This is a genomic window from Thermovibrio ruber (assembly GCF_055380895.1).
Genome location: NZ_AP042397.1, coordinates 1451945 through 1464623 on the forward strand (window position 1 = coordinate 1451945; position 12679 = coordinate 1464623).

The 12679-nt window shown below is 44.4% G+C and carries 13 protein-coding genes; 9 read left to right on the forward strand and 4 right to left on the reverse strand.

What is annotated here, in order from left to right; translation table 11 throughout:
• Positions 1 to 5: 5 nt before the first annotated feature.
• From ACZ424_RS07795 to ACZ424_RS07805, 3 genes are read right to left on the reverse strand one after another with little or no spacing between them, the layout of a single operon-like run.
• Positions 6 to 1688 carry a radical SAM protein gene (locus ACZ424_RS07795; RefSeq protein WP_464904412.1) on the reverse strand — a complete coding sequence of 561 codons (1683 nt, stop codon included), beginning with the start codon at positions 1686 to 1688 and terminating at the stop codon, positions 6 to 8.
• Positions 1669 to 2835 (reverse strand): cation:proton antiporter, encoded by a 1167-nt coding sequence (locus ACZ424_RS07800; RefSeq protein ID WP_464904413.1) that lies wholly within the window; start codon positions 2833 to 2835, stop codon positions 1669 to 1671. The genes ACZ424_RS07795 and ACZ424_RS07800 overlap by 20 nt, the downstream gene beginning before the upstream one ends.
• Entirely contained in the window at positions 2836 to 4260 is a 1425-nt protein-coding gene (locus tag ACZ424_RS07805) for an NAD-binding protein (protein ID WP_464904414.1), read from the reverse strand. It abuts the gene before it with no gap.
• 151 nt (positions 4261 to 4411) lie between these two features.
• Between ACZ424_RS07805 and ACZ424_RS07810 the strand changes: the two genes are divergently transcribed.
• From ACZ424_RS07810 to ACZ424_RS07820, 3 genes are read left to right on the forward strand one after another with little or no spacing between them, the layout of a single operon-like run.
• Positions 4412 to 5146 (forward strand): ATP-binding cassette domain-containing protein, encoded by a 735-nt coding sequence (locus tag ACZ424_RS07810; RefSeq protein WP_464904415.1) that lies wholly within the window; start codon positions 4412 to 4414, stop codon positions 5144 to 5146.
• A complete protein-coding gene (locus tag ACZ424_RS07815; RefSeq protein WP_464904416.1) occupies positions 5146 to 6090 on the forward strand; it encodes a SufB/SufD family protein in 945 nt (314 codons plus the stop codon). Before ACZ424_RS07810 ends, ACZ424_RS07815 begins: the two co-directional genes overlap by 1 nt.
• Positions 6091 to 6113: 23 nt before the next feature.
• Positions 6114 to 6449, forward strand: coding sequence for a class II SORL domain-containing protein (locus tag ACZ424_RS07820; protein ID WP_464904417.1), 336 nt, complete (start codon positions 6114 to 6116; stop codon positions 6447 to 6449).
• Here the strand turns inward: ACZ424_RS07820 and ACZ424_RS07825 are convergent.
• Positions 6427 to 7059 carry a riboflavin synthase gene (locus ACZ424_RS07825; RefSeq protein WP_464904418.1) on the reverse strand — a complete coding sequence of 211 codons (633 nt, stop codon included), beginning with the start codon at positions 7057 to 7059 and terminating at the stop codon, positions 6427 to 6429. The two genes, ACZ424_RS07820 and ACZ424_RS07825, sit on opposite strands and share 23 nt — an antisense overlap.
• A gap of 50 nt (positions 7060 to 7109) precedes the next feature.
• Here ACZ424_RS07825 and ACZ424_RS07830 point away from each other — a divergent pair, with 50 nt between their 5' ends.
• The 6 genes from ACZ424_RS07830 to ACZ424_RS07855 are packed head-to-tail and all read left to right on the forward strand — an operon-like array spanning position 7110 to position 12678.
• Positions 7110 to 8024, forward strand: coding sequence for a Ppx/GppA phosphatase family protein (locus tag ACZ424_RS07830; protein ID WP_464904419.1), 915 nt, complete (start codon positions 7110 to 7112; stop codon positions 8022 to 8024).
• The gene (locus tag ACZ424_RS07835; RefSeq protein WP_464904420.1) at positions 8009 to 9340 is read left to right on the forward strand and encodes a UDP-glucose dehydrogenase family protein; all 1332 of its coding nucleotides are present in this window, start codon (positions 8009 to 8011) and stop codon (positions 9338 to 9340) included. The genes ACZ424_RS07830 and ACZ424_RS07835 overlap by 16 nt, the downstream gene beginning before the upstream one ends.
• Positions 9340 to 9963: a CDP-alcohol phosphatidyltransferase family protein gene (locus ACZ424_RS07840; protein WP_464904421.1), complete on the forward strand. Its 624-nt coding sequence runs from the start codon at positions 9340 to 9342 to the stop codon at positions 9961 to 9963. The genes ACZ424_RS07835 and ACZ424_RS07840 overlap by 1 nt, the downstream gene beginning before the upstream one ends.
• Before the next feature lies 1 nt (position 9964).
• A complete protein-coding gene (locus tag ACZ424_RS07845) occupies positions 9965 to 10627 on the forward strand; it encodes a 2,5-diamino-6-(ribosylamino)-4(3H)-pyrimidinone 5'-phosphate reductase (RefSeq protein ID WP_464904422.1) in 663 nt (220 codons plus the stop codon).
• Position 10628: 1 nt separating this feature from the next.
• The gene (locus ACZ424_RS07850; protein WP_464904423.1) at positions 10629 to 11618 is read left to right on the forward strand and encodes an ABC transporter permease; all 990 of its coding nucleotides are present in this window, start codon (positions 10629 to 10631) and stop codon (positions 11616 to 11618) included.
• Positions 11608 to 12678 (forward strand): ABC transporter permease, encoded by a 1071-nt coding sequence (locus ACZ424_RS07855; protein ID WP_464904424.1) that lies wholly within the window; start codon positions 11608 to 11610, stop codon positions 12676 to 12678. Before ACZ424_RS07850 ends, ACZ424_RS07855 begins: the two co-directional genes overlap by 11 nt.
• Position 12679: the final 1 nt, after the last annotated feature.

Consider the following 12679-nt stretch of genomic DNA (forward strand, 5'->3'; position numbering starts at 1 on the left):
CCCTCCTACACCTCTATCTCCTCTGCAAACATCTCAAGCTGCGGAAAGAGTGAGAGGAGCTCTTCTTTATCCTTAAAGGGTCTTTTGAGAACAATCTCTGACGCTAAGTTCTTAGAGATTCCCGGAAGGTAAGAAAGGAGTTTATGAGAAATTTCATTAACCTTTATAGGAACGGGAATTCCTATTACAGACCTCTCCCTGTGGCCTACAACTACAACGTCAACAGTTCTAAAGAGCTCCAACCTTTCAGGAATCCTGACCAAAATTGGGTAGGTTCCTATCTGTCTTCCCAACGTGTGGGCTCCGTCGTAGGCCTCTAAGAGGACTTCCTTAATTACAGTTCCAACGGGAAAGACCCTCTTCATCATCGGAAGGTCAAAGTTCTCCCTCACCCACTCCTTAAACTTCTTAAACTCCTTCCTATATTTGGTCTTTGGCCTCTTAACCATTTCAGCAATTGGAGTCTCCTCAAAGACCATAACCTGCCTGATGTTTACCCTCCTTACTAAAAGTCCTTCGTCTAAGATGGACTTTAGGAACTCAACGTTCTTCTTAAAAGTTTCCTTTGTCTCTCCTGGAAGGCCGACCAAGAAGTTTATTCCCGGAAGGAGCTTGTAGAGGCCTTTCTCCCTCTCCTTAAAAGCTCCTACTTCGTTTACCACTCTTATAGCGGTTTTAACTCCTTCAGGGTCAACCTTCAAGTAGTTCTTTCTTATTACCTCCGGGTCTGCGCTTTCAAGCCCGAAGGGGGCAATGTCTCCCTCTGTGTCGTATGTGGCTATGCACCTTAGGGCTTCCTTTGACTCCTCCGTATGAGCTGCAATCGTTCCTGCGTTTACGTTGTCTATGTGAAGAGTCTTTATGTCTCCAACTTCCTTAATTTCCCTGAATAGGTTGCAGATTACCTCAGGGTTTGGTTTCGGAAACTCTCCTTCCATCTTTACTGCCTTGTATCCCAGTATGTTCGGCTGTCTTCCGACTCTAAAATACCTAACTCCTTCCCTGTAGAGAGCCCTCACCTCTTCAACTATCTTCTCAGGCTCCCTCTCATCTGGCCTTCCGTAGAGTCCTTCTGTGCAGTAGGAACAGTGATGCCTCCTCTCGCAGCCTCTAAAGGTCTCAATTTCACAGATAACGTAAGGGTAGTAGAAGTGCTCTTTAACGATAAAGGCTCCTAAAGGGGCAAACCTGTCAACCTCTTTTGCAGTTCTCTTTAGGGTAAAGGTTCCGGTTGGGAGCTCCACTCCCTCAACGAGAGTCCTTCCGATGTGGTAGGCTGCAAGCTCAACATCACCTAAGCAGATTAAGTCGTAGCCTGAAAAGTCAAGCTTCTCTGCCCAGCTTCCCCCTTTTAGGGTAAACCCGAACTTTACTGGGCCTCCAACTACCTTGTAAGCAGGAAGTTTTCCAACTTCCTCAATCTCCCTCTTCGTTATAGGCGCTCCCCCTAAATACCTTCCCGGAACTGTCATTCCTGTTATGAGGAAGATGACGTCTGCGTCTTTTAGGAGCTCCCTCTTCTCCTCTTTTTTCCTGTAGTCGTCTACCGCAACGTAGTTTATACTCTCCTCCGGGATTCCTGATAAGACTAAAGCTCCTGCAACGTACCTTACGTAAGTTGAAACGTAAGGAGGAACTCCAAGACACGTAGGTTCGTCAACGTAGCCGTCAAGTATTACTACTCTCATCTCTCTTTCCATAGATAACGTTAAATAGAGTTGGGGCAAGGATCCCTGTAACTATTGCCAACAGGATGAGGGAGCTCTCAGTATGGTGGTCTATCACTTTTAGTTTCACTCCCAGCTCTGCAGTAACGATGACGAGAGTAAGGGGAGCGGAGAGTAGAAATCCGGCAGCGAGAGACTCCCTCAAAGTAAACCCTTCAAGCTTTAGCAGTAGGGAAGGTATCAGCTTAGAGATAAAGCTTAATGTAACCATTACCGTTAGAAGTTCAACTAAGTGTAGTGAGGCGTGGGGCATTTGGAAGTTAATTCCCACACTTATGAAGAATATCGGGATTAAAAATCCGAAACTGATTCCTGATAACTTCTCCTCTATGTTTTCCGTATCCTCAAAAACTGTGGCAAATATCACTCCTGCAAGGAACGCCCCAATTATGGGTTCAACGTTTATAAGTGAGGCTGCAACAGAGAGAACGAACATAACTGCAAGACTTATCCTTACTCCGATTTCTGAAGGGTTCTTCTCAAAAAAGAACTTAAACCGATTGGGATACCACCAGACAAAGCTTTTAAGGAATACCAGCAAAACTCTTGCTACTAAGAGGTATATAAAGAGCTCAAGTATTCCCTTCCAGAAAGAGAGGCTGAAACCAAACTCACTGTAGAGCGTAAAGAGGGTTAGAGCGGCAATACTGATAACTTCTCCCACTATTCCAACTAAGAAAACAGTCTTTCCGTAGTTTGTGGAGAGGAGATTCTTTTCCCTTAAAACTGTAACGACGATTCCAACAGATATAACTCCAAGGGCTATGGAGACAAGCGGATGGAATGAGAGTTTTCCTCCTAAAAACAGTGTAAGGAGTATAACCATTAGGGGAATTAAGGGATAGATGGCCTTACTCTTTAGAGAAAGTTGAGCAATTTCCTTAATCTTCACCTCAAGACCGGCTATGAACATTAGAAGGAGAAAACCAAAGCTTGATAAGAATTCAAGCCACTGGGAAGGCTCAATGAGGTTGAGACACGACTTTCCTATAACGATTCCGTAGAGTATCTCTCCAACCGATACCGGAATTTTAAGGAGTCTGCTAAAGAACGGAACAAAAAGAATTCCTATTGAGATAAGGATTATTGACAGAAGAGAGCCTTTCATCTACTCACCTACGCATATAAGTATTGAAGTGCACTTTGCCCTGTGGAGCATGTGATAAGGGGGATAGGGATTAAACCAGTTCGTCTTCCTTCCATTCCTTGCCCCTATTACAGCCAAGTTGTAGTCCTTACTTTCGTCTGCAAACTCCCTCACAGGGTTTCCTACCCTTACTTTGAACTCAATGGGGACTTTATACATAGTAGAAAGCTTTGTTGTCTTTTCTCTTAATGTCTCTACTTTGTTGCTGTTCTCAAATGGAGATACGTAGAGGGTAGTAAGTTGAGCTCCGAGCATCAGGGAGAGTTCTATTCCTACCTCAAGGGCTCTTATGCTACTGAAAGAGCCTGAAACTGGAACCAATATCTTTTCAACTGGAGTAGTTCCTCTGGCTACTGCTACGGGAGATAGGGTTTCTTCTCCTACTATGATGGGTAACGTTTTCATTCCGAGAAAAAGTGGAAACTCTTTATATTTGTCCGGCATAACGATTAAGCCAAAGTTCTCGTCTTCTATTTCCTGTAGAAATTCCTTCTCGCAGTTTTTAAGCCTCTTTACTTTAATGTCCTCTTTCTTTATTTCTTCAGACTTCTTTATTTCTTCAAAAGAGTGGGTTAATAAGCCTTTTGTATCTTTACAGGTATAAAAGGAAACCTTTGAGAGTTTTGTATTCTGGTAAAAGAACTTGGCATCCTTTAATACCTTTTCTGAAAGTTCCGGTAGGAAAATTACTTCTTCTGTTCCGAACTGGAGAGGAAACTGAGGTTCTCCAGACTTTATAAGACCAGTTATATACTTGAGAATCTTAGGGTCTCCCACTATAAGAATTCTATCTCCGGGTTTTATTACTGTTTTAGGCCTTGGAAGTATCAGCTTGTCCCCTCTAAAAATGGCAACGATTCTCCACCGGCGGGAGGTGAACTTTCCAACCGGATAACCTGCCAAGATAGAGGTAGGCATAATGGAAACCTCAACTATCTCTCCCTGTCCGAGTCCTATGTTAGTTGGAGTTACTACTCCCGACTCAATCTGCCTTTCAAGTAGTGAAGCCGTTGCTATTGCTTTATTTACGTAGTTAATTCCGGCTTTTTCATACTTTTCGTCGTTCTCCGTGCTGTTTGAAACCGCGTATATCGTCGGAACGCCGAACTCTTTTGCTAATCTGCAGGCTTCAAGGTTAACCTCGTCGTCTCCTGTGCAGGCCGTAAAGGCAGTAGCTTCTTCTATTCCCGCTTTCTTCAGAAGCAGTTTACTTGTTCCGTCTCCCTGAAGGAGAACAACTCTGTTGAGGGATTCGGAGTTGAGGAGCTCCACTACCTTTTGGAGTTTCTCCTCGTCTTGGTCTATTACGACCAACCTCCACTCCTTCTGAAGCCTCTTTATCAGCTCTCTTCCTACCTCTCCAGCTCCAACGATTATCAGTTTCAAGCTCTTCTCCTATTATTTTCTTGTTTCAGAAATTTAAGGATGTTCTAAGTCAAGTCAATTTATTGATAAGAATTCTCATTAAGATTGGGAAAAACCTTGACAACCTTTGAAATGAGAATTAAGATTCAAATAAACGGCGTAGGAGGATGTTATGACTCCACTTTTAACAGTTAACGACGTTAAGCTTACCATAGACGAAAGGCCTATTCTAAGGGGAGTTAACTTAGTAGTAAGTGAGGGGGAAATTCACGCTGTCCTTGGTCCAAATGGTGCAGGAAAGTCTACACTTGCAAGTTTAATAATGGGAATAAACGACCTCAAGTCTCCAGACTCTGGAGAGATTATCTTTAAGGATAAGCTCTTGAACGGGCTTGAAATAACAGAAAGGGCAAAACTTGGAGTTACCCTTGCCTGGCAAGAGCCTGCCCGTTTTGAGGGAATAACTGTTGAGGAGTACTTAAAGATTTCAGGTAGGAACAACCCGGACTTAGACGTCGTTGAGTGTTTAAACTTGGTAGGTTTAGACTGTTCCTACCTTAACAGGTTCGTTGATGACACCCTCTCTGGTGGTGAGAGGAAAAGGGTTGAACTTGCGTCAATCCTTGCAATGAGGCCGAAGCTTGCTGTCTTAGACGAGCCCGATTCCGGAATAGACTTTGCATCAATGGAAGACATTGCCAACATGATAAAGACGATGAGAGAAAGGGGAACGACAGTTATCATGATTACCCACAGGGAAGAGATAGCTGAAATTGCCGACAGGGCGACTCTCATGTGCGACGGTAAGGTTGTTCAAACCGGTAATCCTAAAGAGGTCGGTCAGAAGTTCAAGACGATGTGCGTCAAGTGTGAAGTTCGTAACCCTGAGCTCGTTGGAGGTGAGTAATGGCTACAAAGAATGTTTTGGATACTGTTGCAAAGAAGTTCGTTCAGATAGGCCTTCCGAAAGACCTGTTTGACAAGAACAGGTTTAACCTGCTGGTTGACAGGAACAAGGTTATCGTCCGCTATCCGGCTCCAGGTGTAAGGTCTGAGGTAGTTGAAACTCCTACGGGAGTTAAGACAAAGGTCTACATTGAGCCTGGAACGAAGCTTGAAGAGCCTGTAACTCTCTGTTTTGGCGCTGCAGAGACGACGGAAGTTCAGACAACTGAAGGTGAGATAGTTGTAGGGGAAGGAGCAGACGTAAAGTTTCAGGTCTACGGTGCAATGGCTGAGGGTATTAAACTAAAACATAAGAACAAGCTGAAAGTTAGGATTGAAAAGAACGCCCGTTTTGAATTTTTAGACCTTCACTACAACGGTGAGGAGACCTTCGTTGAGCTTGAAACAGAAACAGACGCTTACATAGGCGAAAACGCCTACTTCAGATCTGTCTTTAAACAGACCAGAGGAAGGGCAGGTAAGGTTAGAATTGTTCTTAAGGCTCACGTTGACAAAAAGGGAGTTGCCATTTTTGAAACGAAGATGATAGGGAAGAAGGACGACGAGATTTACGTAGAGGATGTTATCCACCTAAACGGTGAGGAATCAAGGGGCATCTCAAAGAGCCGTATCATCGCAGTTGACGAGACGAAGGCCACTTTTGTTGGAGAGACCTACGGAAACGCTCCAAGGTGTAGGGGACACATAGATTGTTCTGAGGTAATAAGGGGTAAGGATGTAACCGTTAAGGCCGTTCCGGTAGTTGTTGTTAATGACGAGACTGCAAAGGTTACCCACGAAGCTGCAATCGGTAGCATAGATAAGAAGCAGCTTGAAACCCTTATGGCAAGGGGATTAACCGAAGACGAAGCTGTAGACGTGATAGTTCAAGGAATGCTCAGATAAAAACTTTAATAGGAGGAGGAACGATGAAAGTTCACGGACCAGAACCGGTAGGAAAGAGGAAGCACACACCTGTAGTTGAAGCTCCAGCAAAAGTTAAGAAGGGAGAGTGGTTTGAGGTAAGGGTAGTTGTCGGTAAGGACATCCCTCACCCAAACACTAAGGAGCACTGGATTTCACACATCTCCTTGTGGGCTGGAGACTTCTTGGCAGGAAGGGCTGACCTTGAGCCTGAAAGGGCTGCTTCTGAGGTTGTCTTCAAGGTTAAGCTTGAGAAAACTACGACCCTTACAGCCCACGCTTACTGTAACCTTCACGGCCTCTGGCACAGCGAAGAGGTTACAGTAGAAGTTGAGGAGTAATCTTCCCGGCGTCCCTTCCTGGGGCGCTCCTTAACATTCTCTCTACGTACTTTCCTATCAAATCAAATTCAAGGTTGACCGTGTTTCCTGGTTTTTTCCACCTTAGGTTTGTGTTCTCATAAGTATGGGGAATAACGGCTACTGAAAAAGAGTCTGGATTTAACCTTGCAACGGTAAGGCTGATTCCATCTATTGCTATTGAACCTTTTTCAACTATTAGGTGAGAATACTCCTTGGGGAGCTTAAAGGAGAAGATAAAGCTCTCTCCTTCCCTCTTTATTCCAGTTACCTTTGTAACAGTGTCGACGTGTCCCTGAACGATGTGTCCCCCCAAACGGTCTCCAACTCTTAGAGCTCTCTCCAAGTTTGCGAACTGTTTTTGGCGGAGCTCTCCCAAATTACTCCTCTTTAGAGTCTCATTTGAAACGAAGAAGGAGAGGCTTTCTCCTGAAATTTCTGTAACTGTGAGACACACGCCGTTTACTGAAATACTGTCTCCAACTTTCGTTCCCTCTAAAACTGTTCTGCACTTTACAGTTAGGAGAGCTCCCTTTGAACTCCTCTTTATCTCCTTTACCTCTCCTACCTCTTCAACGAGTCCAGTAAACACCTTTTCTCCGGTTGGTAGAATTTCTATCCAATTATAGCTGGGAGGGAAGCTTGCGGATAGCTACCATTGACATAGGAACTAACTCAACAAGACTTCTGATTTCTGACGTTGAGAATGGAAGTGTCAAACAGGTTTTAAAGGTTGGTAGGGTTACTAAGTTAGGGGAAGGCGTAAGGAAAACAAAGAGACTCTCTCAAGGGAGTATTGAGAGGACTTTGAGGGTTTTAAAGGAGTTTAAGGAGCTTATTGATAAATACGGAGTTGAGAAAGTCGTTGCAGTAACGACGGAAGCTGCAAGGCTTGCTGAAAACGCTGATGAGTTCTTAGAGAAGGTAAAGGAGCTTGGAATAGAGCTTACAGTTCTCTCAGACAGGGAAGAAGCGGAGCTTGTTTTCTGGGCAAACGTTTCCGCCTTTAAACCTGAAGGTTTTGCCATGACAGTTGACCTCGGAGGGGGAAGCACAGAGGTAGTTTACGGAACTAAAGAGAAAATTGAATACCTTGAGAGTTTAAAGTTTGGAGTTGTTTTCTTAGCAGAGAGATTTCTAAAGTCTGACCCGCCAAAAAGGGAGGAGCTCTCTGCACTTGAAGGGTTTGTAAGGGGAGAGCTCCTTAAAGTTAAATCATATGTTAAGTCTCCATTTGAGGTTTACGCCGTTGGAGGAACGATAACCTCTGTGGTTGCAATGGAAAAAGAAATGGAGGTTTACAAGCCTGAAGTTGTTCACGGTTTTAGGATTTCACGGGAAATTATAGAGAAATGGTATAAAAGACTTACGGAGCTTACAGTTAACGAGAGGAAGAGAGTAAAGGGTCTTGAGGAAAATAGGGCAGATGTTATCGTTCCGGGGCTTTCTTTCTTTAAGGTTTTCTGTGAAGTCTTTGAAAAAGACTATTTGACTGTAAGTGAACTTGGACTACTTTACGGTTTAGCTCTTAAGGAGGCACAATGTCAAAAAGGATAGCTGTAATTGGAACGGGATACGTTGGGCTTGTTTCCGGAGCCTGTTTTGCCTATTTAGGCCACAAGGTAATCGGCCTTGACGTAGACAGAGAGAAGATAGAGAGGCTCAAAAAGGGAGAAGTTCCCATATACGAACCGGGCTTGGACAGAATTTTGGAGAAGGCCTTAGCCGACGGGAACATTGAATTTACAACAGACTACGAACACGCCGTTAAGAACTCAGATTTCATCTTCATTGCAGTTGGAACGCCCTCTAAGGAGGACGGCTCTGCAGACCTCTCCTACGTTGAGAGTGCTTACAGGAGCATAGCCGAATACATAAACCCCGGAGACTTTAAAGTAATAGTCAATAAGTCAACAGTTCCCGTTGGAACAGGTAGATGGGCAAAGGAGTTTATTGGAAACCTTTTAAGGGATAAGGGAATTGAAAATCCGGAAGAGTGCTTTGAAGTTGTCTCAAACCCGGAGTTTTTAAGGGAAGGGAAGGCAGTAGAGGACTTTATGCACCCCGACAGGGTAGTTGTTGGAGCTGACAACAGGGACGTTGCCGGTATGGTTGCCTCCCTCTACGAAAAGCTCCAACCGGCGATCCTAATAACAGATCTTCCTACGGCAGAGATGATTAAATACGCCTCAAACGCTTTCTTGGCTACAAAAATCTCCTTCATAAACGAAGTGGCAAACATCTGTGAGAAGTTCGGAGCTGATGTTACGGTAGTTGCCCGTGGAATGGGGCTTGACCACAGGATAAGCCCCTACTTCTTGAGGGCAGGCTGCGGATTTGGAGGGAGCTGTTTTCCTAAAGACGTTAAAGCCCTTATACACACGGGAAAACAGGCCGGAGAAGAGCCTAAGCTCTTGGAGTCTGTGATAGAGGTAAACGAGAGACAGAAGTTAAGACCAGTTGAGAAGCTTTTAAATCACATTCCAGACCTAAAGGGTAAAACCGTTGCAGTTTGGGGACTTGCCTTTAAGCCTGAAACGGACGACATGAGGGAAGCCCCGTCAATTCCGATTGTCAGGAAACTCTTGGAACTTGGAGCAACCGTAAAGGCCTACGATCCCGTTGCAACAGAGAACGCAAAAAGGGTTTTTGGTAGAGAGATTGAGAGGTTTGGAGACAGGTTAAAGTTTGTTGAAAACAAGTATGACGCTCTTAAAGGTGCTGACGCCTTGATTCTTGTTACAGAATGGTCTGAGTTTAAGGGTGTTGATTTTGATAAACTTAAAGGCAAAGTTGTCGTTGACGGAAGGAATCTGTGGGAGCCTTCCATTATGAAACAGTTCTGCACGTATGAAAGTATTGGGAGACCGTAATGAACATAACCAGTAAAAGGGATACCTTAAAGAAGCTATACTCACCCTTTGGTTGGGTTCTTGCAAAAGCTAACGTTTCACCGAACATGATTACCCTTATGGCCGTTATTTTTGGAACGCTTTCGGCCGTTCTCTACTTTTCCGGCCATCCCGTTATTGGAGCATTTCTCCTGTTTATCTCTGGAGTTCTTGACCTGTGTGATGGGTACGTTGCCGTTAACAACAGAAATGCTACAAAGTTCGGTGCTGTATTTGACTGGATTGCCGATAAGTGGGTAGATGGTTTCGTTTTAGGGGCTGTTGCTCTAAAGTATGCAAACCCTTGGGTTGCCCTTCTTGCCGTAGTTTCAACTATGCTTCACACTTTTATAAAACCTGTAGCCTACGCTGAGATCGGATATCAGCAGAGGGATACGGGGAAAATCAAAGATCCCCTCGAGAATACGGGATTTTTCGGAAGGCCGGAGACGTTTATAGTTCTCTTTGCCGCTTCTATTCTCTATCCTTTTGACCACAGAATTCTTACTTACGCTGTTGAGTTTATAGCTGTTATGTCTCTCCTTTCTCTTTTCCACAGGCTTTACTACCTCTATAAACGATACGGAAAAGAATATGAGGTTTAGAATGGAAAAACCTTACGTTTTAATAGTTTCAGAGGTTACCATAGACGGTAAGCTTACCCTTGCTAAAGGGGTTTCAAGTAAGGAGATAATGAAACTGATGGACGAGGAGGCAAACAGATACCTCCACCAGATAAGGGCAGAGTGTGACGGGATAATGGTTGGGGCAAATACCGTTCGGATAGATAACCCGAACCTTACAGTTCGTTACGTTGAGGGTGAGAATCCAGTTAGAGTTATTCCAACTTCAACCGGAGACATCCCTTTAGATTCAAACGTTTTAAACACTGATGTTGCTCCAACTGTCATTGCAGTTTCAGAGAGAGCTCCCGCCGAGAGAGTAAAGGCATTCAGAGAGAGAGGAGCTGAGGTTGTCGTTGCTGGGAGAGAAAAGGTTGATTTTGTGGAGCTCCTCAAGAAACTCAAGGAGATGGGAATAGATAAACTGATGGTTGAGGGGGGGAGCTCTGTTAACTGGGAGCTCATAAAGAATGACTTGGTTGACGAGATAAGGCTCATTCACCTTCCGGTTGTCGTTGGAGGAGACGACGTCCCTTCCCTTACTTCTGGAGAGGGCTTTAAAACCCTTGAAGCCGTTAAAAAATTCAAGATAAAGAGAATCTTTCAGTGCGGTAATCAGGTAATTACGGAATACCTGAGAAGTTAGTATGTTTAAGTATGTTCTGAAGCGTCTGCTTCAGATGGTTCCAATAGTTATTGGAATGACTTTCGTCTCCTTTGTTGTCATTAAACTTGCTCCCGGGGACTACTTGACACAGCTTGAGCTGAATCCTTCGATCTCAAAGGAGACGATAGAAGAGCTACGCAGACTTTACGGTTTAGACCAGAACATTTTTGTTCAATATCTCCACTGGTTAAAGAACGCCTTAACCTTTAACCTTGGTTACTCCTTTGCCTACCATAAACCCGTTTTAGACCTTATAAAAGAAAGGCTTTTAAACACCTTAGAGTTAACCGTTACCTCCTTTCTCCTCTCGTGGCTCATTGCTGTTCCTTTAGGGATTGTTGCAGCCGTTTACAGAGGAAAACTCCTTGATAGGCTTATTGTTCTCTTCTCTCTCTTTGGAATTTCAGTTCCCAACTTTTTCCTCGCTTTCATCCTCATGTATCTTGCGGCAAAGACGGGGCTCTTCCCGATTGGAGGAGTTGTTTCACAGAACTATGAGACTCTTTCTTTCTTTGGGAAGATTCTTGACAGGTTGTGGCACATGGCGATTCCTCTTACCGTTTTGGTTATTGGAAGTATTGCAGGACTCTTGCGCCTCGTAAGGTCAACCGTTTTAGACGAGCTCAATAAAGACTACGTGAAAGTAGCCATAGCAAAGGGGCTTCCATACAGATGGGTAGTCCTTAAACACGCCTTTAGGAACGCACTTAACCCTTTCTTTACACTTATAGGTTTTGACATAGCCAACCTTCTTTCGGGAGCTGCCCTTATTGAGATAGTTACGGCCTGGCCGGGGATGGGAAGGCTTATGTTTGATGCCGTTATGTCTCAAGACTTGTTTGTAGTTATGGGATCTCTTTACATCGGTGGAATAATGCTTGTCCTTGGAAACCTGATTGCAGATGTTCTCTTAGCCCTCAACGACCCGAGGGTTAGAGAAAGGGAAGTGGAGGGTAGGGTTGGTAATTAGATTCCTCCTTTTTCTAACTTCCCTTTACAGGAAGAGCTCCCTCGCCGCCTACTCCCTCGTTTTTCTCCTCTTCCTCTACCTCGTTGCACTATTTGCCGACTTTATAGCCCCATACCCTTATGATGTTCAGTTCCGCCACCATCCCTATCAGCCCCCTACTCCCATACACTTCTTTGACGAAAAGGGAAACTTTCACCTGAGGCCTTTCGTTTACGGCCATAAGTTAATTGATCCCGTTAACAAGCTCTACACTGTTGACTACTCAAAGAGATACCCCGTTAAGTTCTTCGTTAAAGGATACCCTCACTACCTTTTTGGTTTCATAAAGACCAACGTTCACCTCTTTGGCGTTTCTAAAGGTGGCCACATCTTTATTTTTGGAACAGACAGGCTCGGTAGGGATATATTTTCAAGGCTTGTTTACGGAACGAGGATTTCGCTGACCGTTGGATTAGTCGGAGTCGCCATCTCTTTTACTTTGGGGCTTTTAATCGGTGGAGTCGCTGGCTACTTTGGGGGAGCTGTAGATACTCTCATAATGAGACTTATTGAGATACTGATGGCCTTTCCAGCCTTCTACTTAATGTTGGCCTTAAGGTCAATGTTCCCCGTTGACATGCCAAGCGTTTTAGTTTTCATAGTTATCGTTGCCATCCTCTCACTCATCGGTTGGGCTGGCCTTTCAAGGGTTATAAGAGGAATGGTTCTCTCTATTAGAGAGCTTGACTACGTTAAGGCGGCAAGGGTTTTAGGGGGGAATCACCTCTACGTTATCTTGAAGCACGTTATACCTTCTACCTACTCCTACGTTATAATTGCTGCTACACTGAGTATTCCTGGTTACATCTTAGGGGAGGCAGCCCTTAGCCTTATTGGTCTCGGAGTTCAGGAACCGTTTCCTTCTTGGGGAAACATGCTCTCGGAGGCCAGTAACGTTCACGTTCTCTCTGCCCATCCTTGGGTTCTAATCCCGGGAGTGGCAATTTCACTGGTTATTATTGCTTTTAACCTACTTGGAGACGGTTTGAGGGACTACTTTGACGTAAAGTTAGAGAGGTGAG